The 22063-nt window shown below is 66.5% G+C and carries 20 protein-coding genes; 11 read left to right on the forward strand and 9 right to left on the reverse strand.

The genetic code is table 11. The features are described from left to right. The first annotated feature begins 4 nt into the window (after positions 1 to 4). The 3 genes from E8M01_RS24830 (at position 5) to E8M01_RS24840 (ending at position 2894) form a co-directional block, all read left to right on the forward strand. A complete protein-coding gene (locus tag E8M01_RS24830) occupies positions 5 to 862 on the forward strand; it encodes a VOC family protein (protein WP_136962610.1) in 858 nt (285 codons plus the stop codon). A gap of 13 nt (positions 863 to 875) precedes the next feature. Continuing rightward, on the forward strand, positions 876 to 1568 hold the full coding sequence (locus E8M01_RS24835) for a class II aldolase/adducin family protein (protein ID WP_136962611.1): 693 nt from the start codon (positions 876 to 878) through the stop codon (positions 1566 to 1568). Between the two features lie 138 nt (positions 1569 to 1706). Continuing rightward, a complete protein-coding gene (locus E8M01_RS24840; protein ID WP_136962612.1) occupies positions 1707 to 2894 on the forward strand; it encodes an MFS transporter in 1188 nt (395 codons plus the stop codon). Positions 2895 to 2919: 25 nt separating this feature from the next. On the opposite strand, the gene E8M01_RS24845 is transcribed toward E8M01_RS24840, so the two are convergent. The 3 genes from E8M01_RS24845 to E8M01_RS24855 all read right to left on the reverse strand — a co-directional run bounded on the left by E8M01_RS24845 (position 2920) and on the right by E8M01_RS24855 (position 6934). Further along, on the reverse strand, positions 2920 to 3480 hold the full coding sequence (locus E8M01_RS24845; protein WP_136962613.1) for a GNAT family N-acetyltransferase: 561 nt from the start codon (positions 3478 to 3480) through the stop codon (positions 2920 to 2922). 30 nt (positions 3481 to 3510) lie between these two features. Next, the gene (locus E8M01_RS24850; protein ID WP_136962614.1) at positions 3511 to 5868 is read right to left on the reverse strand and encodes an Orn/Lys/Arg family decarboxylase; all 2358 of its coding nucleotides are present in this window, start codon (positions 5866 to 5868) and stop codon (positions 3511 to 3513) included. Positions 5869 to 5965: 97 nt separating this feature from the next. Then, positions 5966 to 6934, reverse strand: coding sequence for a LysR family transcriptional regulator (locus E8M01_RS24855; RefSeq protein ID WP_136962615.1), 969 nt, complete (start codon positions 6932 to 6934; stop codon positions 5966 to 5968). Between the two features lie 171 nt (positions 6935 to 7105). On the opposite strand from E8M01_RS24855, the gene E8M01_RS24860 reads away from it, so the two are divergent. Together E8M01_RS24860 and E8M01_RS24865 are read left to right on the forward strand one after the other, a co-directional pair. Next, positions 7106 to 7690, forward strand: coding sequence for a thiamine pyrophosphate-binding protein (locus tag E8M01_RS24860; protein WP_246088421.1), 585 nt, complete (start codon positions 7106 to 7108; stop codon positions 7688 to 7690). Between the two features lie 6 nt (positions 7691 to 7696). Then, positions 7697 to 8284, forward strand: a complete 588-nt coding sequence (locus tag E8M01_RS24865) for a thiamine pyrophosphate-dependent enzyme (protein ID WP_136962616.1) — start codon at positions 7697 to 7699, stop codon at positions 8282 to 8284. A 34-nt stretch (positions 8285 to 8318) separates the two neighbouring features. Here E8M01_RS24865 and E8M01_RS24870 read toward each other — a convergent pair whose 3' ends face one another. The 6 genes from E8M01_RS24870 to E8M01_RS24895 all read right to left on the reverse strand — a co-directional run bounded on the left by E8M01_RS24870 (position 8319) and on the right by E8M01_RS24895 (position 15684). After that, complete coding sequence (locus E8M01_RS24870; RefSeq protein WP_246088858.1) at positions 8319 to 8912, reverse strand: TetR/AcrR family transcriptional regulator; 594 nt, start codon at positions 8910 to 8912, stop codon at positions 8319 to 8321. A gap of 340 nt (positions 8913 to 9252) precedes the next feature. After that, positions 9253 to 9900 carry a class I SAM-dependent methyltransferase gene (locus E8M01_RS24875; protein ID WP_246088423.1) on the reverse strand — a complete coding sequence of 216 codons (648 nt, stop codon included), beginning with the start codon at positions 9898 to 9900 and terminating at the stop codon, positions 9253 to 9255. A gap of 172 nt (positions 9901 to 10072) precedes the next feature. Then, positions 10073 to 10414, reverse strand: coding sequence for a hypothetical protein (locus E8M01_RS24880; protein ID WP_136962618.1), 342 nt, complete (start codon positions 10412 to 10414; stop codon positions 10073 to 10075). Between the two features lie 66 nt (positions 10415 to 10480). Continuing rightward, positions 10481 to 14182 (reverse strand): autotransporter outer membrane beta-barrel domain-containing protein, encoded by a 3702-nt coding sequence (locus tag E8M01_RS24885; protein WP_136962619.1) that lies wholly within the window; start codon positions 14180 to 14182, stop codon positions 10481 to 10483. A gap of 167 nt (positions 14183 to 14349) precedes the next feature. After that, positions 14350 to 14694 carry a hypothetical protein gene (locus E8M01_RS24890; RefSeq protein WP_136962620.1) on the reverse strand — a complete coding sequence of 115 codons (345 nt, stop codon included), beginning with the start codon at positions 14692 to 14694 and terminating at the stop codon, positions 14350 to 14352. A gap of 27 nt (positions 14695 to 14721) precedes the next feature. Then, entirely contained in the window at positions 14722 to 15684 is a 963-nt protein-coding gene (locus E8M01_RS24895; protein ID WP_136962621.1) for an AraC family transcriptional regulator, read from the reverse strand. 361 nt (positions 15685 to 16045) lie between these two features. Here E8M01_RS24895 and E8M01_RS24900 point away from each other — a divergent pair, with 361 nt between their 5' ends. The 6 genes from E8M01_RS24900 (at position 16046) to E8M01_RS24925 (ending at position 21989) form a co-directional block, all read left to right on the forward strand. Beyond that, on the forward strand, positions 16046 to 16969 hold the full coding sequence (locus E8M01_RS24900) for a shikimate dehydrogenase (RefSeq protein WP_136962622.1): 924 nt from the start codon (positions 16046 to 16048) through the stop codon (positions 16967 to 16969). 63 nt (positions 16970 to 17032) lie between these two features. After that, on the forward strand, positions 17033 to 18199 hold the full coding sequence (locus E8M01_RS24905; protein WP_246088424.1) for an ABC transporter substrate-binding protein: 1167 nt from the start codon (positions 17033 to 17035) through the stop codon (positions 18197 to 18199). A 410-nt stretch (positions 18200 to 18609) separates the two neighbouring features. Beyond that, positions 18610 to 19488, forward strand: a complete 879-nt coding sequence (locus E8M01_RS24910) for a branched-chain amino acid ABC transporter permease (protein WP_136962623.1) — start codon at positions 18610 to 18612, stop codon at positions 19486 to 19488. After that, the gene (locus tag E8M01_RS24915) at positions 19485 to 20480 is read left to right on the forward strand and encodes a branched-chain amino acid ABC transporter permease (protein WP_136962624.1); all 996 of its coding nucleotides are present in this window, start codon (positions 19485 to 19487) and stop codon (positions 20478 to 20480) included. Before E8M01_RS24910 ends, E8M01_RS24915 begins: the two co-directional genes overlap by 4 nt. Beyond that, on the forward strand, positions 20477 to 21250 hold the full coding sequence (locus tag E8M01_RS24920; RefSeq protein ID WP_136962625.1) for an ABC transporter ATP-binding protein: 774 nt from the start codon (positions 20477 to 20479) through the stop codon (positions 21248 to 21250). Before E8M01_RS24915 ends, E8M01_RS24920 begins: the two co-directional genes overlap by 4 nt. 1 nt (position 21251) lies before the next feature. Next, positions 21252 to 21989, forward strand: a complete 738-nt coding sequence (locus E8M01_RS24925; protein ID WP_136962626.1) for an ABC transporter ATP-binding protein — start codon at positions 21252 to 21254, stop codon at positions 21987 to 21989. Positions 21990 to 22063: the final 74 nt, after the last annotated feature.

Consider the following 22063-nt stretch of genomic DNA (forward strand, 5'->3'; position numbering starts at 1 on the left):
TCAGATGATCAAGCTCGCCGACGTTTCCTACGTTCGCCTGGGCACGCGCGACCTGGAAGGCGCGACCCATTTCGCCACCGAATATCTCGGCCTCGACATTGCCGAGCAGAACAAGGGCGCGGTCTATTTCAAGTCCGACCAGCGCGAACACACGTTGTGCTATTTCGACGGCGACCCGGGCGATCATGTCGTTTGTTTCGAAGTCGAGCAGCGTTCGGATCTCGATGAGGCGGCAACCCAGCTGGAAGCGCTCGGCCATCCGGTCCGGCGCGGCACCGCGGAAGAAGCCGATTTGCGCAAGGTGCGCGAGTTCATCTCGTTCCGCGACCCGACCGGCAACCCGATTGAACTCGCCTGGCGGCCGGCCCATAGCGGCCGGCGCTACCACGGCCAGCGCGACGCCGGCATTACCGGCTTCAGCCATATCGGGCTCTGCTCCACCGATCTTGCCCGCGACGAGGCGTTCTGGACCCAGGTGACCAATGCCCGGGTCAGCGACCGCATCGGCGATGCGCCGCTCCTGCGCATCGACGAGGTCCACCACACCATCGCGATGTTTCCCTCGACCAAGCCGGGCATCCAGCACATCAACCATCAGGTCGAAACCGGTGACGACATCATGCGGTCCTACCAGTTCCTGCGCGACCGCCAGGTGAAGATGGTCTTCGGCCCTGGCCGCCACCCCACCTCCTCGGCCAAGTTCCTCTATTTCGAGGGCCCCGACGGCATGGTCTTCGAATATTCCAGCGGCGTGCGCGAGATCGCCGACGAACTGCTCTGGCGCGAGCGCCAGTTCCTGTTCGAGCCCATGGGTTTCTGCAAGTGGGGCGCCAAGCCGGCGATCGCCGAATTCAACAAATGAACCGCTTTCAAGAATGACGCTGGCATTGCCGACCCCGACCGAAGCCGACAGCGCGCTGGTCCGCACCGCCGGCTGGGCGCTGGCGCGCCACGGTTTCGTCCATGCCTATGGCCATTGCAGCCTCAGGCTGGATGCGCGCCACTTCCTGGTCTCGCCGGCAACCCCGCTGGGTCTGGTCGGTGTCGACGAGGCCTGTTCGGTCGTTGGCCTCGACGGTCCCTTGCCCGAAGGCGTGCTCGGAGAGGTGCGCATTCACCGCGAGATCTACCGGCGGCGGCCTGAGGTGAACGGGGTGGTGCGCTCCATGCCGCCAAAGGCGATGACGCTCGGCACGTTGCGCCTGACGCCGAAGCCACGCCACGGCATGGGCAGTTATTTCGCGCCCAAGCCGCCGCTCTGGGACGATCCGCAATTGTTGCGCTCGGACGAGCAGGCGGCTGCGCTCGCCGAGACGCTCGGTGATGCCCGCGCCATCCTGATGCGTGGCAATGGCGTTGTCACCGCCGGCACGTCGCTGAAGGAAGCGGTGGTGCTGACCCGTTTCCTGGAGGATGCCTGCCGGATCGAGCTCGAATGTCTTACCTCCGGGCTTGCCGACCAGGGCGCGGTGCTTGACGCCGACGAAGCCTGCGAGCGCGCGACCTGGAGCGGCCGCATCATGGACCGCATGTGGGACTACCTGACACGGCCGCCGACCAGGGCCTGACGGCGAACGGCGCGGCCATTGAGGCCCCCGGGCAACAGCCCGTCGCCTTTGCGGCTGGTCTCGACCGCAAGATCCGTTATCCAGGCTCAAGCTCGCCGCATGTCGTGTTGGACGGTCGGGCAGGTGACCTGATCGAACATGCAGACGTTTCTGGCGCTCTCGCTGGCCTATATCATCTCGATCTTCTTCCGCCTGTTTCTGAGTGTCCTCGCGACCCGGATCATGGCGGATATGCGGATCGGGGCGACCGAGCTTGCGGTCATGAGCTCATCCTGGTTCGTCACCTTTGCGGTGATGCAACTTCCGGTCGGCTGGGCCCTCGACCGCTTTGGTCCCCGCCGAACCGTCTTGCCGCTGATGCTGGTCGGGGCCGTCGGCGTCTGCCTCTTCCCGTTCGCGCCGAATGCGATCCTCGGTTCCCTTGCCATGGCCTTGATCGGCATCGGCTGCTCGCCGGTCTATATGAGTGCCGTCTACGTCTTCGCGCGCAACCATCCGCCGGCACAATTCGGCCTTCTGGCGTCGCTGTTGATCGGCATCGGGTCGATCGGAAATTTCGTCGGCACGGTGCCTCTGGCATTGCTCGCCGACGGTTTTGGCTGGCGGGCAACGATGATGATGCTCGGGGTCCTCTATGGCGTCGCCTTCGCGCTGGCGGCGGTGTTCCTGAAAGATCCGCCGCGCATCGACGGCAAGGCCGATTCCGGCATCTTTTCCGGCCTGGGCGCGATCGTCTCGACGCGGCTGTTCTGGCTTCTCGTGCCGATCGTATTCTTCAGCTACGCCGTCGCCGTTGCGTTGAGGGGGCTTTGGATCGCGCCCTATCTCGCCGAGGTGATCGAACTGACGCCGGCCCAGCAGAGCAATGCCGCGATGCTGATGGCAATGGCCATGACATCCAGTGCCTTCCTGTTCGGCTGGATCGAAAATCGCTGGGGCCAGGCCAAGGCCTTGGTCGTCGCCGGCAATCTGGCCATGGCCGCAGCCCTGGCCCTCCTGGCCGCGACAGCTGTTCAGACGGCGGTGGCGGCGACCGCCATTTTCGTTTTTATCGGGTTTTGCGGGTTCAGCTACACGATCCTGATGGCCCATGCCCGGCCGTTCTTCCCGGACCATCTGGTTGGGCGGGGCATGACCTTGCTCAACTTCGTCTTCATCGCCGGCGTGGTGGCCGTGCAGACCGGTTCGGGCTGGCTGATCGACGACGGCCTTGGGCAGGGTCTCGACCCGGCCGTCACTTTTGCGCGCATGCATGGGGCGCTGGCCGCCGTTCTGTTCGTCAGCACGCTTGTCTACATGGTGGCGCCGCGGCGGCCGGGGCGCTGAGCGGCGGCGAGCGCTGCCCGACGCATCACCGGGCCGGGCGAGGCGCGGGCGGCGGCGGGGCGGTGGAGCCGGTGCCGAGCGAGCGCTGAACCATGACGCTGTCGGACCAGCGGCCATGGCGATAGGCAACCGCCGGCAAGACGCCGACCCGGGCAAAGCCGAAGCTTTGGTGAAGGCCGAGCGAGGCGGCGTTGTCGGCGTCGATATAACCGATCATCTGACGGAAGCCCGAGGCCGCGCAGGCGTCGATGATCCCCTGCATCAGGAGCCGCCCGACGCCGCGGCCGAGATGGCCGTGGTGGACATAGATCGAGTGCTTGACCGTATAGCGATAGGCCGGCCGCTTGCGGAACAGCACCGCATAGGCATAACCGACCACCTCGCCGTTCAGCGTCGCCACCAGATGCGGAAAACGGCGGTTGCGCAGGTTCTTGCGCCGGTCGCGCAGGTCATCGGGCTCGGCCGCCTCGCTGTCGTCGATCCGTTCGTCGATGCCCTGGCGGATATGACGGCGATAGATCGCCAGCATGGCCTCGACGTCGGTGTCGCGTGATGGCCGGATGACGACCGCTTGCTGGTTCTCCATGGATTGTCCTGTCCTCCCCGAATCCCGAGCCTATTCGGAGACGACGTAGGTATGAAGCCTGACGCGGCCCGACGCATCGATCTCGCGGTAGAGGCCCTGGATCTCCACCTCGAAGCCGGGGAAGGTGTTGAAACAGGTCTCGAACATCTTGAGATAGTCGATCATCGGCTGTGCCCGCTCGGTCAGCCGCTCACCCGGCACGATGGTGGCGATGCCCGGCGGATAGACCACGAAGGGCGTCGTCGCGATGCGGCCGGCAATCGCGTCGATGGGCAGGTAGTCGACGTCGTTGCGGGTCAGGCAGCGCGCCGCGTCATGGGGCGACATGGCGATCTCGGGCAGGTGCCCGGCCGAAAACTGCTTGGCCTGCAGGGCGCTGACATTGGCGTCGCGAAAGAAGCGGTGCATGTCGGCGCAGAGATCGCGCAGGCGCACGCCGGCATAACGCGCCGGCCGGCGCCTGAAGAATTCCGGGATGGCCTCTTCCAGCAGCACATTGTCGTCGTGCAGCTTCTTGAAGGCGACGAGCCCGCTGATCAGCGTGCCGGCCTTGCTGGCCTCGACCCCCGGCGTCAGCAGGAAGAGCAGCGAATTGAGGTCGTTCTTCTCGGCGACGATGCGGTTCTCACGCAAATATTGGGCAACCACCGGGGCAGGGATGCCGTGTTCGGCATAGGTGCCGGTGGCGCGGTCGAAGCCAGGCGTCAGCAGCGTCAGCTTGTTCGGGTCGGTCATGGCGAAGCCCGGCGTCATGCCGGCAAAGCCGTGCCAGGCGGCATCGGGCGCCAATTGCCAATAGGCCGGATTGGTGGCGAGCTGGTCGGTGCCGACCGTCTCCCAGGCGACGTGATGCACGCCGCCGTCGCGCGAGACATCGGGAATTTCCACCCGGTCCGGCACGAAAGGCTCGAAGAACCAGCGGCGCTCGGGCCGCGCTTCCTTTTCCTCGAACTCGCGGCGCACGGCGCGGATCTTCTTGCGCAGCTCGATGCCGAGCCGGATCGTATCGTCCCACAACACCTCGCCCGAGCGCCCCTTCATCATCTGCGCGCCGACGTCGAGGGACGCGAACAGCGGATAGAAGGGCGAGGTCGAGGCATATTGCATGAAGCTCTCGTTGAAGCGCCGGTGCTCGACCCGCCGCTTCTGGCCACGGATGTGGCGGTCCTTCATGTGGATCTGCGAGGCCTGCGAGAAGCTCGCCAACTGCTTGTGGGTCGACTGGGTCGCGATGATGCCTGGCGCATCCGGACCGAGGTCCTGGAGCCCCATGGCGAACCGCCCGGCATAGAGCGGGTGGAATTTCATGAAGCCGGCCCAGGCCTCGTCGAACAGGATGTAGTCGCAGAGATGGCCAATGCGCTTGAGGATCATCTCGGCGCTGTGGATCGTGCCGTCATAGGTGCACTGCTCGACCACGGCGACGCGGAATGGTCGTGGTTTGCGCCAGGCTTCCGGGTCCTTGACCAGCGGATGGGTGCGGATGCGCTCGCGCAGCGCCTCTTCGTCGAAGGCCTCCCAGCACATCGGCCCGATCAGTCCCCAGGCGTTGCGGACGGTGGGGATATAGACGGGAATGCCGCCGCCGATCAGCAGGGCGCCGTGGTGGGCGGCCTTGTGGTTGTTGCGGTCGAACAGCACCAGGTCGCCATCGGTGACGAGCGCGGCGAGTGCCACCTTGTTGGAGGTCGAGGTGCCGTTGAGCACGAAATAGGTCTTTTCCGCGCCGAAGATCTTGGCGGCTTCCTTCTGCGCCTGCAGGGCCGGGCCCTCATGGGTCAGGAGGTCGCCGAGGTCGAGCACGGAATTGTCGAGGTCGTCGCGGAACACCGCCTCGCCGAGATGTTCCATGAACACCCGGCCGATCGGGCTGCGCGAGTAGAACACGCCGCCATTATGGCCCGGGCAGGTCCAGAGCTGGTTGCCCTCTTCGGCGTAGTCGACCAGCGCGCCGAAGAACGGCGTCTTCAGCGTCTCGGCATATTGTTTGAGCCGGCTGACGAGATTCTTGGCGATGAAGGCGGGCGTCTCCTCGGAGAGGAAGACGTAGCCGTCGATGAAGTCGAGCACCTCGACCGGCAGATCCTCGAAGCGCTTGCGGCGGATCAACAGGATGATCGGGAAGTCGAGACCGCGACGGCGCATCAGGTTGATCAGCGCCGCGGTCTTGCCCTCCAGGCCCTTCTTGCCCCAGTCGACCACCATGCAGCCAATGGCGGCATCGGTCTGCACCGCGATCTCGGCGTCCTCCAGCTTGCGCGCCTTGACCACCTCGAAACCGGATCGCTCGATTTCCTCGACGATCTGGTTGAACCGGATGCCCTCGAGGTCATCGGTGTCGAAGGCCGGTGTCGCGAACAGGAAGGTGAATCGTCGGAAATATTCCATGGGTGCCCCGATCGTGTCCGATGCGTGCTGTCGACGGCTTAGATGACACCGCGGTGACGATCGCTGTCGATAGCTGTTTCGGACGGGGAAAAATGCGTCACGCTTGCGGAGGCGCGGCGCTTCCATTCCTGCCACGCAGCTCCGCCGAGGGCACGGCGACCCAATCGCCATTGGCGACAAGCGTCGCGATCTCGTCGATGACGAGGTCGACCAGCGCGCGGGTGGCGCGCGTGTCGGTGCGGCTGGAGGGCAGCGCCAGGATGATCTGCCTGGTCACCTTCGGCTTCTCCAGGGGCGCGGTCTTGAACAGCCCGGCGCGTTCCTCGCGCCTGATCGCCGAGATCGGCAATACGGTGTAGCCGAGGCCAGCCTCGACCAGGTCCTTCAGGACGCGGAAGGAATCGGCCTCGAACCTGACGGTGAGATCGATCCGGGCCTTTTGCGCGGCGGTCTCGACCACCGCGCGAAGGCCGTGGCTGCGGCTCGGCAGCACCAGCTCCAGGCCGGCGAGCGCCGCCACCGGCATGGGCACCTCGGCGTCGAGCCGTGCTGTCGAAGGGCCAACCAGGACCAGTTCCTCGTAGAGCAGGTCGGTGACGCGCAGGTGCAGGTCCGAACTCGGTCCGTAGAGCAAGGTCGCGTCGACGTCGCCCCGGTGCAGCCAGTCGACCAGGTGGCCGGCATAACCTTCGACGATCCGGAGCGAAATGCCCGGAAGCTCGGCGGCGACCCGGCGCGCCAGGCGGGCCGCCAGCACATAAGACACGGTCGGCATCATGCCGAGCGCGACCGTTCCGCTCGGCACCGTGCGCAGCGACCTGACGTCGTCGATGGACGTTTCCAGCTGGTGCACCAGGCCGGCGACACGGGCGAGCAATTCCTGGCCCGCTTCGGTCATCTGCATGCCGCGGCCGTAGCGAATGAACAGCGGCATGCCGATCTCGGCTTCCAGCAGCTTGATCTGGCGCGACAGGGCCGGCTGGGCCAGGCGGAGCCGGTCCGACGCCTTGCTGAGCGAGCCGGTTTCGGCAACGCGAATGAAGGTCTTGAGCTGCTTGAGGTCCACCGCTTGCCTTCAGGATCGGGAATAGCTTGAGCCAAGCATTGCCGTTCTTCGAAAGCGGAGGCAAGGCCGCCCTTCGAGATCGGCGATAGGTGCTATCGCCAGATTGTCATTCTCCGGGGCGATGCGGACTGCGATGGATCGGCCCAACGGACTTTGCCGGAGGGACAGGACATGACGGCGCAGGACATGACGGCGCAGGACGTGCCCGTGACAGGGGCGGACGGATCGGCCGGGGCGACCATCCGCCAAGGCTGGCCCGACGACATCTTCGACTGTCTGCGGGAATTCGGCGTGCGCCAGGTTCCCTACGTGCCCGACGGCGGCCACGCGCGGCTGATCAGCCGGGTCCATCAGGAGCCCAGCATGCGCGGCATCGCACTGACTTCGGAACAGGAGGGCATCGCGGTTGCGGCCGGCGCCTGGCTCGGCGGCCAGCGCGCGGCACTGCTGATGCAGTCCAGCGGTGTCGGCAACTGCGTCAACATGCTGTCGCTGATCAAGATCTGCAAATTCCCGCTGCTCATGCTCGTCACCATGCGCGGCGAATGGGGCGAGTTTAACCCCTGGCAGGTGCCGATGGGGTCGACCACCCCGGACGCCTTGCGGCTGATGGACGTCCAGGTCCAGCGCGCCGACCGCCCGGACGAGGTCGGCGACGTCGTCCGGCATGCCGCCACCATGGCCTATGGCGGCGGTTCGGCCATGGCCGTGCTGCTGTCCCAGCGCCTGGTCGGCGCCAAGGTCTTTACCCGGTAGGAGCCGATCATGTCCTCGAACCATCTCGATCGCAGGCAGGCCGTCGCGCGCCTCCTGCGCGACCGCGCAAACGCCCTGGTCGTCACCGGCCTTGGATCAGCCACCTATGACGTCGCCGCCGCCGGCGACAGTCCGCGCAACTTCTACCTGTGGGGCGCCATGGGGGGCACGGCTTCGCTGGCACTCGGGCTCGCGCTGGCCCAGCCCGACACGCCGGTTATCGCCATCACCGGCGACGGCGAGATGCTGATGGGCCTTGGCAGCTTCTCGACGATCGGCCTGGCGCAGCCGGCTAACCTGATCGTCGTCGTGCTCGACAACGGCCTTTATGGGGAGACCGGCGCGCAGCAGAGCCATACCGTCGCGACCGATCTCGCCGCGGCCGCCGGTGCCTGCGGCATTCGCGATATCGGCGTCGTCCGCACCGAGGCCGAGCTGGAGCGGCTGGCCGCCGACATCGCGGCGCCAGGGCAGGGTCCGCGGGTCCGCGTCATCAAGATCGACGCGGCCGAAAACGCCCGGCTGGTGCCGCTGCGCGAGGGCGCTCACGCCAAGGTCCGGTTCCGCCAGGCGCTCGGCCTCGGCGCGGAGTGATCGACCCGGCCGGGCGCACCGCTGGCTCAGCCGGTCACCGGCCCCCGCGGTCCCGGCTGAGTTCGCCGAGCTGGGTCCAGACCGTTCTGAAGATCTTGCGCACATAGCTCTCGATGGATTCGCTCTGCGGCCGGCTGCGCCAGCCCTCGCCGCCGATCCGCATGGCGCCGATCGTGACCATGGCAATGAGCCGCGCGCGCGGCTTGTCGGCGTCATCGGTGACCCGGTCGGCCAGTGCCGCGGCCAGCGTCTGTTCCAGCCTGGCATATTTCAGCTGGTCGCGAGCGCCCAGCGCCGGCGTCGCGTGGATCAGTTCGCCAATGGCCATGGCGCGCGGCTGCGTCGCCGCGATGACCGCCTCGACCAGGGCTTCCTCGACGACCTGGGTCAGTGGTTCGCCCGGCGGCCGCGCGGCGACCGCTGCCGCCAGCGCCGTGCCGAAATTATCCTGCCAGGCAAAGACCACATCTTCCTTTGTGGCGAAATAATCGAAAAAGCTGCGCTTGGAGACATCCGCGGCGGCCGCGATGTCGTCGACCGTGGTGGCCTCGAAGCCGCGCTCGAGGAACAGTGTCATGGCCGCTTCCGAGATGCGCTCGCGGGTCTGCCGGCGCTTGCGCTCGCGCAGGCCTTCGGGCTTGCCTTCGGAACCCTGGTCCGCGGCCGCCTTGTCCGTGCCTGCCTTGACGCCTGACTGAGCCAAACCGCGTCGTCTCCCGATCATCCGCCGCGACGGCGGTGATGCATATAACGTCAGCCGATCGTCGAGGCAAAAGGCCCTTGCCGATCAGCCGAGCGGCGCACCGGATGGCTGGAACGGTCGTTCTCCACAGGCTCTTGTTCCCTTCTCCCCAGGCTGCGCACAGGCTTTTGCGCCGGGTTGATCCAGGTTTCATCCCCAGGCTTCGCTCTGGGGTCTTCCAGGGTTTTCCCAGGGGTTTTCCAAAGGTTCTCCCCAGGGCCGCGGATCAACCGGCCGGACCCTCGCCGGACATGCGCCGTGTCTCGCCGAAGCCGCCGCGCATGATGCCGATCGGCTGACGCCGGACGATCCGGTAGACGGCGGCCGGCGGCAGGTTGCGCACTGTGTGCCCGACGCGGGTGGCCTTCAGTCCGAGCCGGTCGAGAATCGGCCGCGGTACCGGGCAGCGCGGCCCGTAGGTGAACTGATAGAAGGCGCCGCCGGGCCTGACATAGCTGAAGGCGCCCTGCAGGATCGAGGTGACCTTGCGCGGCGACATCGACAGCAAGGGCAGGCCGCTGACGACGGCGCCGACCGGCGCGCCGGAAAACAGGTCGAAGCGGGCAAGCTGGCCGGCATCCATCCACAGCACCCTGGCCCTTGGAAAGCGCAGCTGCAGCATGCGGGTGAAATCCGAGCCATATTCGACGAGCGTCAGGTCGCTCTCGCGGACGCCGCGGGCCAGCAGCGTCCGGGTGAACACGCCGGTTCCCGGCCCGAGTTCGATCACTGGTCCGTCGTCGGGCGAAATCTCCTGCGTCATCAGGCGGGCGAGCGTCGCGCCCGAGGGCGCGACCGCGGCGACCCGCAGCGGATTGGCGATCCACAGGCGGAAAAACTGAAAGGTATCCGAACAGGTGGTTGCGCTGGTCATGGCAGGTTCCGGAGGTGGGCAAGGACAGATGCTTATCTGTACTTATTGCAATTTTGCACTTGATGCAAGATATGCAGGCGCCGGAACCGAAGCAAGAGCCCTGCCCGAAGACGGAGCGAGAGCTTCGCCCGGGGCAGAAGCAAGGGCTCGCCCGGCATCCAATCGTCACGGTTCAGCGGATGACGAGCCCGGGAAACTCGCCTGGCCTTGCCCGGCCGAAGAAGCTGGCCACGAAATCGCAATAGGCCGGCATGCCTTCGCTCGCGACGCGCGACCCGGCCTCGTTATAGGACATCAGGAAGTCGCTGCGGTATTGGCTGCGGATCTGCGCGACGGTCAGGCCGGGACCGAGCATCCCTAGCATCGGCGTGGGATCGAATGTGATGCCCGGACAGGCGCCGGCCTCGACCCGCATGAGAAAGGCGATCGCGCCGACGATGTCGCCCGGCTTCATCGAAGCCGCCGAGGCCGGGCCGGTCGCCCCGGCGAGCAGGGCGACCGCGAGCGCGGTCATGATTGGCTTCATCGCTAGGCTTTCTGTCTGCCGCCGGACCGGCGCGAAGATCTTGGGCGCGGCTGGTCAGAATTTCACGGCGAAGTTGCCGCGCACGGTCTGGTCGGTGAGGCCCGAGCCGAACTGGCCGCCATAGGTGATGCCGATGACGGCATTCGCGGCGAGGTTGAGATCGACGCCGGCTTCGACGACAGCGGCATTGGCAGCGATCGGCACGCCTGAAATCGAGAACGGCGAGCCACCGGCAAAGGCCAGCGTCGAGACCGGCGTGGTGGCGCCGAAGGCGTGACGCCAGCCGAGCATGCCGCGGGCGGTGACGCTCAAGCCGTTGTCGAGGGCAAAGCCTGTCGAGGCGCGCAAGCCCAGCGTCGTGAAGGTGACGCCGCCAGTGGCACTGCGGCCGGTCAACGCGGCGGCGCCGCCGGTCTCGGTGAAGCCGTCGGTCGCGGCATTGACATAGGCGAGGTTGGCGAAGGGTTCGAACGCAGCCCGGCCGGCGCGGATGCGGTAGCCGAGTTCGCCGAAAGCTTGCGCGGTGCGCGCGCCGTAATGGCTCTTCAGCGTGTCGGCGAAGCCGGCGAAGGCGACCGAGCGGCTGGCGCCGATATCGTGCCAGGCATAGGCAAGGCCGGTGCGCAGCGCGAGGTCGCCCCACTGCGTTCCGGCATAGAGGCCAACATGATAGTTGTCGCTGGTGAGCGATGAATTGCGGGCCCCGACGCGGATATTGCCGTGGCTGTAGCCGCCGGCCACGCCGACACGCCAGCGCTCGGCGACCAGGCCGTCGGCGCCAATGAAGAAGCCACCGATATCGCGCCGGAGCGCCGCGGCATTGCCGTCGCCGGCGATCGATCCCCAGGCGCCGAAGGCCTGGCCCCAGACCGCGAAGCCGGCGGTATTGGCGGGCGCGGCCTGCGGTCCGTTGCGGCCATAGCTGACGACCGGCGTCGCCACCACGCCGACGCCGTCAAAGGCCGATCGGACGCGGTTGGTGACCGCCTCGCGGACGAACCGGCTGTCCTCGATCATCACGCTCCGGGCCGAGGCATGGACCTCGCCCGACAGGCTGTCGAAGGCGGCGCGCGCGGCGGCATCGGTCGGCACCGAGAGGAGGGCGTCATAAAGCGAATTGCCGCTGAGCAGGCTCTCGACGCCGCCGGCGGTGGCGATCTGGTTCGGGGTCTGGCCGACCGCGACAAAGGCCTTGGTTTGCACCGCATCGAGATAGACGTGGGTCAGGTCGTAATTGGCGACGAGGCCGATAAAGGCCGAAACCGCGATGTCGCCGGTCAATGTATAGGTGCCGGTGACGCCGCCATTGGCCTGAAGCACCGTGTAATGAGTGCCGATCACATAAGGCGCGGCGTCGAGCTTCACCACATTGAGGAGCGCGCCGTTGGCGATCGTCGCAGTGCCGGAGGCGTTGATCCGGTCGGCCTGGCCGGTGGAGCTGAGCTCGACCTGATAGGTCGAACCTGCGGCTTGTATGACGTTGCCGGCGACAACAAGCGTGCCGATCGAATTGCCCGGCGCGATCATGCCACCGGACTGCGCAACGATGCCGCTCACAATCCCATTGCCACCGAGTATGCCGCTGCCGGACACCGTCACCAGGGAGTTGGCGAGCGAGCCGTTCACCGCCAGCCGGCCACCGCTGACATTGGTCGCACCGGTGAAGCCGCTCGAATCGGCGGTCAGGATCGTCGTGCCGGCGATCTGGTTGATCGTGCCGAGGCCGCTGATCGCCGACGCGAATGTGTAGCTCGCATGGGTATGGTTGAAATTGATCGCGCCGGTGCCGGCGCCGAACTGGATCGCCGCGGCGTTGAGCGTGCCGGGCGGGACCGCCGCCGATCCGGCAGCGCCGCCGATAGCGAGGCTGCCAGCGGAGCCGGCCATGGTCGCGATGGCAACGCCACCGGCATTGACCACGCCGCCGTTCGAAATGACCAGCGTGCCGGTGCCGAAATAGCCAATGCGCAGGTCCGCGCTGCTCGTCCAGGTCGAGCCCGCGCCGTCGACCGTCACGGCGCCTTTGCCGCTTGAGCCGTTGCCGATCACGCCGAAGACATCGCTGACCTTGCCGCCGCCGGCAATCGTCAGTGCGCCCGTGCCCGCAAAGCCGACGAACAGGTCTTCGACGATTGTCCAGGTGGAGCCGGGTCCGGTGATGGTGACTTCACCGTTGGAACCAGCGCCATGGCCGATCGCGCCAAACTGGCTGCTGACATTGGCGCCGCTCGCGACATCAAGCGAACCAGTGCCGGAATTGCCTATGGCGAGGAGGTTGCTGGTGATCCAGGTCGAGCCAACGCCCTGGACCGTGGCTGTGCCGATCGCGCCGGGGTCGTCGCCGACGACACCGTTGGCGTTGCTGACGGTGCCGCCGTCCGAAATGCTCAGCGCGCCGCTGCCGGCATAGCCGACGATGAGGCTCGAGCTGTTGGCCCATGTCGCGTTGGCGCCGCTGACCGTCACTGTTCCGCTGGCGCCGGGCGCGTTGCCCAGAACGCCGTCGACGCTGTTGACCGTGCCGCCGCTGGTGATCGTCAGCGTGCCGGAACCGAAATTGCCGATGGTCAGGCTGCCGCTGATGGTCCAGGCGGAATTGGCGTCGCCGACATTCACCGTTCCGGTCCCCGTGCTGCCGATGCTGCTGCTGGCGCTGCTGACGGTTCCGCCGTTGGCGATGGTCAGCGTGCCGGTGCCGCCGGTGCCGACGAACAAGGCGGAGCTGCTGGTCCAGGCCGAGCCCGCGCCGTTCACCGTGACCGTGCCGGTGGATCCGATCGAATAACCGATATGGCCGACCGTGTCCGTGACGATGCCGCCGCCGGAGATCGTCAGCGCGCCCACGCCGCCGCCGCTGACGCCGACATAGAGGGCCGAGCTGTTGTTCCACACCGAACCCGCGCCGTCGACCGTCGCGCTGCCGTGCCCGAAGTTTCCGAGATAGCCGACGGTCGCGCTGACGGTGCCGCCAGTGGTGACCTTCAGCGTGCCGGCACCACCCTGGCCGACGCGCAATTCCGAGCTGTTGGTCCAGGTCGAGCCAGCCCCGGCGACGGTCACTGTTCCGGTCGAGCCGGCGAACATGCCGACATAGCCGGTCGCATTGCTGACCGCGCCGCCATTGGTGATCGCCAGTGTCCCCGTGCCGGCACGGCCGACGGTCAGGTCGGCGGTGTTGGTCCAGGTCGAGCCTGCGCCGGTCACCGTCACGGTGCCGGTCGAGCCTGCACCGAAGCCAACGGAGCCCACCACATTGTTGGCCGCGCCGCCGTTCGCCATCGTCAACATGCCGGCGCCGAAATTGCCGACGGTCAGGTTGCCGCTATTGGCCCAGGCCGAGTTCGCGCCGAAGACCAAAACGGCGCCGGAGGAGCCCGCCAGGTTGCCGACCGCACCGCTGGTGCCGCTGACGCTGCCGGCGTTCAGGATCGTCAACCCACCGGAGCCACCGGCGGTGTCGCCGACAAGCACATTCTGCGCGCTGGCTGCCGCTCCGCTGACAATCGTCGCATTGGCCGCCGTCGTGTTGATCCGCACGTCGTCGGCCAAAGTCGGGATCGCGGCTGGGTTCCAGTTTCCGATGACGAACCAGTCTGTGGATCCAGTGCCGGTCCAGTCGGCCGCGGTTGCCGGCGTCGACAAGCCGGCGAGCGCGGTCGAACCGATCGCCAGGGCCAGGGCGATATAGCTGGGAGAGCTGAGGTGGTTTTTGTCGTGGCGGGTCGTTGTGCGTCTGCCGATGATCGTCGATGTCATAAACCCACCTGAGGCCTTGCAGCTCTTGATGGCCCGGGTGTCGCATTGCCGGCCGCCGCCGTCTTGGGCTGCACCGCACCTGAATAGTCCTGGAGAGAGGCGGCGCGCTTTCTCACGCCCTGTGGCTGTTGAGCCGCAGCCGGGCGCTCTGCCTCGGCGTCCTCGGTCTATGGCGGTTCCGAGGTCAGATCGAGAGACCGGTAGATGGTCTCGATGGTCCTGATGCAGTCCGCCACGTCATGGCGCGAACCATCGCTCAATGTGCCGAGCAGCCGCAGGCCATGCGAGATGAAGATCGACCTGTCGAACCGGCCGCTCGCGATCCGCAGACCGTGAAGCCTGAGGCTGACCCGTTCGCCGGCCTCGACGCTGCCCTTGATGGTGCGGCACGCGTCACCGATTGCGTGCAAGCGCGGGATCGGGCCGTCGGCGGGCAGGGGCGTCGCCATGGCGCAGACGAGCCACAGCGAGGCGAGTATTCCGCGGGCCGCGCCGAATTTGCGCAGGTGCATCGGGCGCGCTCCCGATCGGCGCGCCGGCTACCTGGCGCCGCTGGGTGTCGAGCCGAAGCGGCGGCGAAAGCAGCGGTTGAAATAGGACACGTCGCTGAACCCGCTGATCAGCGCGATCTCGCTGATCCTCATGCGGTCATAACGCCGGTCCGAGAGCATTCGGTGGGTTCGCTGCAGGCGCAGTTCGAGAATGCGCTCGGCGAAACTCAAGCCGGTTTCCTGCAGGAGATCATGGACATATCGAACCGACAGGCCAAGCTCCTGGGCAACGCCCTGGGCCGAGATCGCGGGATCGGCGAAATTGTCGCGCATCTTGGCCAGGATGGCCTGCAGCCTTGCCGCGCGCAGGCCGCGCAGGCCGGCCAGTTCCGCCGTCTCGCCCTTGGCGCCGGTCGCCAGGCCGATCAGATCGACGATCGTCTCGGTGGCATGGGTGATGAGGTCGGGCGAGACGATGGCGGGGCCGGCTTCCAGAAAGCGGCAATAGCGCTTGAGCAGGGCGAGTGCTTCGTTGTCGGCGCCGATCGGCAAAGCCAGCCTGTCGTCGATATGGGCGAAGGCATCTTCGAGCACGGCGCGCGGGATCACCACATTCATCCAGATATTCTTGTCGCCACCGGTCATCTTCAACGGCTCGGAGGCCGAGACCAGGGCTGCTTCGCCACGGCGGACGCTGTAGTCGCGACCGACCTGGGCGCCGCTCAGGATGGTGTCGCCGCAATTGACCAGCAGGAGATAGCCGTCGCGGCCGTCATCCGCGATATTGCGGGCCTTTCGGGTGGCGTGTTTGATCGTGCCGGCCATCTGCCCGAGCACCAGCTGGCCGACAGCCGTTGCTTCGATCGTTGCTTCGAACGGCAGGTTGCCGGAAGGTTCGTATTCGACCGACCAGATCTGCGCGACATGGATGTCTTGCCAGAGTGCGAATCGCGCGCGCTCGTCAAGGTGTTCGGGCAGGTCTTTCGATGAAAAAACGTCCTTTTCGAGCAAGTAATGCGCCTTTTCTGCCCATGCGTCTTCCGCAAGGATACAGTGTATTTGACCGAAATGCGATTTGTACAGGATGGACAATACTTATTCGCTGTAGATCAATTTGAGTGCGATCCAGGACAAGAGTTTGGCCGGGCTGCATAGGGAGCGGCATCGGCGCGGCGAATCGCGTGTGATGCGTGACTGCGCGGGCCGCGAGGAGATGGCAGTCGTGGTGCGGCGCCGGTGTCGCTGAGCCAGCTGCAGAAATGAACATCATGTTAGGTATCCCTTCCATGTTGGTCATCGCGTTAAGGGCGATCTCGTGTCAGCATTCGTCACATCCCGCATCAAGGCGGGAGCGGTTTTCGGAGGCAGGCAGGTGGCCAGGCAGGGGGCGGACGCCAGGACGAGACGCGTGCTGATCGGCCTGCTCGGCGCGCCGATCGCAAGCTCGGCTTCGCCCGCCCTGCATGAGGCCGCGGCACGCGCCGCCGGCATCGAGGCCTTCTATCACCTGATCGAGGTTGCCGGCGCCGACAAGGCGCGGCTCCGGGCCATTCTGGATGGTGTGCGTCAGGTTGGTTTTGCCGGTATCAACGTCACCTTTCCCTACAAGGAAGCGGTGGTCGAACTGCTCGACGACCTGGCGCCGGTGGCGAAAGCCATGGGCGCGGTCAACACGGTCGTCGTCCGCGACGGCCGGCTGATCGGCCACAACACCGACACGACCGGCTTCCGGACCGCCTATGACCGGCTGATCGCCGCCTCCGGGCCGAAGGCGGCGCCTGCAACCGTGGCGGTGATCGGCGCCGGCGGTGTCGGCCGGGCCATTGCCTTCGCGCTCGCCCACAAAGGCGGGCCACGCCTGCGGTTGTTCGACCAGGACCGGGCCAAGGCCGAGGATCTGGCCGGCCGGCTGGGGCGGAGCGCCCGCGTCGCTGTCGCCGGCTCCATCGAAGCCGCGCTTGACGGTACCGACGGTATCGTCAACGCGACGCCGCTCGGCATGGCGCCGGACAACCGAAGCCCGGTTCCGGCCGCGCTGATCTCGGCCGGCCATGTGGTCGTCGATGTCGTCTATTCCCCGCTGTTCACGCCGCTTCTGACCGAGGCGCACCGGCGCGGCGCGCGGATCATGACCGGACGGGATCTGGTCATTCATCAGGCCCTTGACGGCTTCCGGCTGTTCACCGGGCTCGAAGGCTCGGAAAGTGCCATGAGCGGCGCCTTCGACCGGGTCATGGCGGCGCGCGCAACCTCGCCTTTGACGGCGAGCATTCATGCGGAGACAAAAGCCGGCTGAACTCATAATACGGAAGGAAGTCCGGTCAACGGACCCGCACAAACCGATGGGAGGAATTGGACCATGACGACATCGATCCTGAAATCCTGGATGGCCGGGCTGGCCATGGCCGCGGCCCTGGTGCTGCCGGCCGGCGCGCAGCAGACGGTTCGGCTGATCAACGTCTCCGAACTATCCGGCGCCGGCGCCACTGCCGGGACCAACTGGAAGAACGGCATCGACCTCGCGGTCAGCCATATCAATGCCCGTGGCGGCATTCTCGGGCGGCAGATCCAGATCGTCCACTACGATACTCAGACCAATCCCGGTGCCTCGCGCGCCGCCGTCCAGCGCGCCATCGACGAGGACACCTATGCCGTTCTTGGCCCGGTGTTCTCCGGGCCGATTGGCGCCTCGATGCAGATCGCCCAGCGCGCCGAGGTTGCCCAGATCGTCGGCGGCGAGGCGGCTGGCCTCACCCGCCAGGGCAATCAGTTCATCTTCCGCACCTCGCTGTCGCAGGCAGCCGCCATGCCGAAGATCGCGACCTATCTGAAAGAAGTGGTCAAGGCGACCAAGGTGGCGGTGATCTTCGTCAACAACGACTTCGGCAAGGGCGGCCGCGACGCCATCATTCCGGAACTCACCAGTCGCGGCATGACGATCGCCGCCGACATCTCGACCGAACAGGGCCAGACCGATTTCGCGGCCGATGCCATCCGCATCAAGAATTCCGGTGCCGACGCGGTCTTCGTCTACCTGAACGAGGACGAGAGCGCCCGCTTCCTGCGCGCCGCCCGCCAGCAGGGCATCACCGCGCCGCTGGTCGGCGAGACCACGTTGCTCGGCCAGAAGGTGATCGAGCTTGCCGGTGACGCCGCCAATGGCGCACGCGGCCATGTCGGCCTTTCCATCGATGCACCGGTGCCGGCCTTCCAGGAATTCGGCCGGCAGTTCCGTGAGCGCTTCAACGCCACCCCCGACCATAACGGCCTGAAGGGCTATATGGCGGTGTTCATGATCAAATGGGCGACCGAGAAGATGGGGCGCTTCGACAAGAAGGATCTCGCGGCGACGCTGCGTGGCGCCACCATCACGCCGGCCATGGAACCGGGCATCCTGATCACCACCCGCATCGAGCCGAACGGCGATCTCGACCGCGAAAGCTTCCTCGGCGAGGTGATCAACGGCCGCCAGGTGATCAACGTGACCTTGCCCATGCTCAATCCGGCCGGGCGTCCGGGCGGCTAAGGGCGAGGGGAGGGCCAAGACCCCTGCAGGCAGGCGCCACTCTTACCTCTCCGGGAGGGCACCAGTTCACCTATCCACGAGGGCACCACCTTCACCTCTCCCCGGCGGGGGGAGGTCGGGCGAAGCCCGGGAGAGGGGGAACGGATCTCGCGGAAGCCGACACTCCGCTTTCGCATGGCCCTTGATCGGCAAGCGCTCGCCCCCTCTCCCGCCGCTGCGCGGCGACCTCTCCCCGCCGGGGAGAGGTGGGGGCGGTGTCGCGACGAGGAGAGGTGCGGTGCCCGGGCGAGATGAGGCCGGTAATTCCGGCGCAATTCTGCCCGGTTGCCCGTCGACCGCCTGTTCGCAGACCCATTTTTCGACCCCAGAGGCCCGCTTCCCCGGGCCTCGCCAACCAAGGCTGTCCCGCCATGGCCGAACTTGTCCAAATCCTCATTGCCGGCCTTGCCACCGGCGCGATCTATGCGCTGGCGGCGATCGGCTTCACCCTGGTCTGGCAGACCTCGCAGACCATCAATTTCGCCCAGGGCGAGTTCGTCATGCTGCCGGCGATCCTGGTGCTGGTCGGCACCATGACCTTCGGCCTGCCGGTCTGGCTGGCGCTGATCCTTGGCGCCGCCGCCTTCATCCTGTTGTTCGGTTTCGGCTTCAAGCGCCTGCTGGTCGATCAGATGATCACCCAAGGGGTGCTGCCGCTGGCCTTTGCCACCATGGCCCTGTCGATCCTGATGAAGGAAAGCGCCAAGGACTTCTTCTCGCCCGAGGCGCAGGTGTTTCCCTCGCTCGCGCCCGCCGGCAATCTCGAACTCCTCGGCACTGCCATTTCCTGGCAGAACATCCTGGTCATCACCGTGGCCTTCGCTGCGATCGGCCTGTTGCAATGGTTCGTCACCCGCACCCGCACCGGCCGGCAGATGCAGGCGACCGCGCAGAACCCCTACGTGGCGCTGCTGCTCGGCATTCCCGTCGACCGGATGATCCTCTACACCTTCCTGATCAATGCCGGCCTTGCCGCCATGGCGAGCTTCCTGGTCTCGCCGATCTATCTCGCCAAATTCTCCAACGGCGACGTCATCGGCCTCTCGGCCTTCATCGCGGCGATCGTCGGCGGCTTCAACCAGGTGCGCGGCGCGCTCTGGGGCGGTCTGCTGGTCGGCGTCGTCGACGCGCTCGCCGCCTCCTATGTCTCGACCAGCTATCGCATGGCCGTGCCGCTGGTGCTCCTTGTCATCATCATCCTGGTCAAGCCCGAGGGCCTGTTCGGTTCGAAAGAGGAGCGGCGGGTATGAGCGTCATCGACACGTCAGGCCGCCCGGCCTCGAGGCTCGGCGCGCTGGTCGCCGGCATCGACGCGGCGCTGGTCACCCTCCTCGTCGGCGCGCTGGTCCTCTGGTTCCTGCCGGTCAATATGGGCCGCTACGGCACCTATGTGCTGTCGCTCTGGCTGGTCACCGCGGTCGCCGCCATGGGGCTGAACCTGATCCTCGGCTATGCCGGGCTGAAGGCGCTCTGCCAGGCGGCCTTTCTCGGCATCGGCGCCTATACCACCGCGCTCCTGACCAAGGCCGGCGTGCCCTGGATCGCCGCTTTCGGCCTCTCCGGCCTTGCCTGTTTCCTGGTCGGCATCGTCATCGGCTTTCCGGCCCTGCGTGTGCGCGCCCATTATCTCGGCTTCGTCACGCTGGCCTTCGCCACCGTCGTCTGGCTGATCATGCGCAACGAGCAATGGCTGACCGGCGGAACCTTCGGTCTGTCCAACATTCCGCGCCCCCAGGTGTTCGGCTGGTCGACCGATGGCGCGCTCGCCTTCCACCGCTTCGTCGTCGGCGTCACCCTGGTGCTGGCCCTGGCGCTGTGGTGGCTGGTCAGAAGCCCCTGGGGTCGGGCTTTCCTGGCGCTGCGCGAGAACCCGGTGCGCGCTGCGAGCCTCGGCATCGACACCCGGCTCTATACGCTGATGGCCTTCGCCATCGGCTCGGCCTATGGCGGCTTTGCCGGAGCCCTCTATGCGCCCTTGGTCGAGTTCATCGACCCGTCGCCCTTCTCGCTGGCAGCCTCGTTCTTCCTGGTGCTGATGGTGATCTGCGGCGGCGCCGGCTTCATGGTCGGCCCGTTCATCGGCGCGCTGCTGGCGGTGGCCCTGCCGGAATGGCTGCGTTTCACCGGCGGGCTCTATCTCCTGATCTTCGCGGCCTCCGTGCTGGTGCTGCTGATCTTGTGCCCCGGCGGCATTCTCGGTCTCGGTGAACGCGCCCTTGCAGCCCTGCGGAGGCGGTCATGAACACGGCTCTCCAAAATCCTGTTCTCCAAAACCCCGTCCTTTCCGTCCGCAACATCACGCGCCGGTTCGGCGGCATCACCGCGGTTTCCGATGTCTCCTTCGATGTGGCGCCTGGCGAAGTGCTCGGCCTGATCGGACCGAACGGCTCGGGCAAGTCGACCTTGTTCAACTGCATCCTCGGCCAGATCGAGCCGAGCGAGGGTGAGGTCGCACTCGACGGCCAGGCGATCACCGGCTTGCGGCCGTCGGAGGTGAACCGGCGCGGCGTCAGCCGCACCTTCCAGCTTCTGCAGGTGTTCCCGGATCTGACGGTCAAGGAGAACCTGATCCTGGCCGGCCAGGAACATGTCGGCTCGCTGTTCACAAGGCTGTTCGGCCCGCGCGACGCGGGTTTGAGCGCCAAGGCGGAGACCATGATCGGCTTCTTCCGCCTCGGCCATCTCGCCGGCGAGAAGGCGGGCAGGCTCTCTTACGGCCAGCAGAAGCTGCTCGATGCCGCCATGGCCTTCATGGCCGGTCCACGCCTCGTCCTGCTCGACGAGCCGGCCGGCGGCGTCAACCCGACCATGCTGGAGGGATTGAAGGAGCGGCTCGCAGCCTACAACCGCGAGGTCGGCACGACTTTCGTTGTCATCGAGCACAATATGGAATTCGTCATGAGCCTCTGCACCCGGGTCATCGTGCTGGCCGAAGGCCGCATCATCGCGCAAGGCAAGCCGGAAGAGGTGCGCCGCGACCAGACCGTCATCGACGCCTATTTGGGAGGCTGACATGGGTTCGGAAAACGCCGTCCTCACGCTCGACCAGGTGGTCTCTGGTTATGGCCCGATCACCATTCTGAACGGCACCAGCTTCGCGGTGAAGCCCGGCACCATCACCACGGTGATCGGGCCGAATGGTGCCGGCAAATCCACCGTGTTCAAGACCGTGTTCGGGCTGTTGAAGGTGCAGTCCGGCCGCATCCGTTTCGATGGTCAGGATATTACCGGGCTCTACCCGGCAAAGCTCATCGCGCGCGGCATCACCTATGTGCCGCAGGGCCGCAACGTCTTCCCGGAGATCTCGGTCAGGCACAATCTGGAGCTCGGCGCCGTCGCCATTCCCGGCGTCACCGATCTCGACGGCCGGATCGAGCGCGCCATGGACCGCTTTCCCATGCTGCGCGACAAGGCCGATGCCCAGGCCTCGACGTTGTCGGGCGGCCAGCAGAAGATCCTCGAGGTCGCCCGCGGCCTGCTGCTCGAGCCGAAACTGGTGCTGATCGACGAGCCCTCCATCGGCCTGTCGCCCCTGATGGTGCAGGAGGTGTTCCAGATCCTGAAAGACCTGCGCGCGCGGGGCGTCACCATCCTGTTGATCGAGCAGAACGCCAAGAGTGCCTTGTCGATCTCGGATGAGGCGATCGTGCTGGAGCAGGGCCAGACGCGCATGTACGACACCGCGCAAGCCATCCTGGCGGATCCGCGCGTCGGGCAATTGTTCCTCGGCGGTCATGTCGAGGCGGCGTGAGGGGGAACTTGACCCTCTCCCGCGTCTGCGCGGGAGAGGGTGGCCGCGGAGCGGCCGGGTGAGGGTCGTTGCGT

This window comes from Phreatobacter stygius, from assembly GCF_005144885.1.
GTDB lineage: Bacteria > Pseudomonadota > Alphaproteobacteria > Rhizobiales > Phreatobacteraceae > Phreatobacter > Phreatobacter stygius.

Excerpts from the sequence above, each read along its gene's own strand:
- E8M01_RS24830 (WP_136962610.1), top strand. The coding sequence starts at position 5 with ATGATCAAGCTCGCCGACGTTTCCTACGTTCGCCTGGGCACGCGCGAC.
- E8M01_RS24835 (WP_136962611.1), top strand. The coding sequence starts at position 876 with ATGACGCTGGCATTGCCGACCCCGACCGAAGCCGACAGCGCGCTGGTC.
- E8M01_RS24840 (WP_136962612.1), top strand. The coding sequence starts at position 1,707 with ATGCAGACGTTTCTGGCGCTCTCGCTGGCCTATATCATCTCGATCTTC.
- E8M01_RS24845 (WP_136962613.1), bottom strand. The coding sequence starts at position 3,480 with ATGGAGAACCAGCAAGCGGTCGTCATCCGGCCATCACGCGACACCGAC.
- E8M01_RS24850 (WP_136962614.1), bottom strand. The coding sequence starts at position 5,868 with ATGGAATATTTCCGACGATTCACCTTCCTGTTCGCGACACCGGCCTTC.
- E8M01_RS24860 (WP_246088421.1), top strand. The coding sequence starts at position 7,106 with ATGACGGCGCAGGACATGACGGCGCAGGACGTGCCCGTGACAGGGGCG.
- E8M01_RS24875 (WP_246088423.1), bottom strand. The coding sequence starts at position 9,900 with ATGACCAGCGCAACCACCTGTTCGGATACCTTTCAGTTTTTCCGCCTG.
- E8M01_RS24880 (WP_136962618.1), bottom strand. The coding sequence starts at position 10,414 with ATGACCGCGCTCGCGGTCGCCCTGCTCGCCGGGGCGACCGGCCCGGCC.
- E8M01_RS24885 (WP_136962619.1), bottom strand. The coding sequence starts at position 14,182 with ATGACATCGACGATCATCGGCAGACGCACAACGACCCGCCACGACAAA.
- E8M01_RS24890 (WP_136962620.1), bottom strand. The coding sequence starts at position 14,694 with ATGCACCTGCGCAAATTCGGCGCGGCCCGCGGAATACTCGCCTCGCTG.
- E8M01_RS24905 (WP_246088424.1), top strand. The coding sequence starts at position 17,033 with ATGACGACATCGATCCTGAAATCCTGGATGGCCGGGCTGGCCATGGCC.
- E8M01_RS24910 (WP_136962623.1), top strand. The coding sequence starts at position 18,610 with ATGGCCGAACTTGTCCAAATCCTCATTGCCGGCCTTGCCACCGGCGCG.
- E8M01_RS24915 (WP_136962624.1), top strand. The coding sequence starts at position 19,485 with ATGAGCGTCATCGACACGTCAGGCCGCCCGGCCTCGAGGCTCGGCGCG.
- E8M01_RS24920 (WP_136962625.1), top strand. The coding sequence starts at position 20,477 with ATGAACACGGCTCTCCAAAATCCTGTTCTCCAAAACCCCGTCCTTTCC.
- E8M01_RS24925 (WP_136962626.1), top strand. The coding sequence starts at position 21,252 with ATGGGTTCGGAAAACGCCGTCCTCACGCTCGACCAGGTGGTCTCTGGT.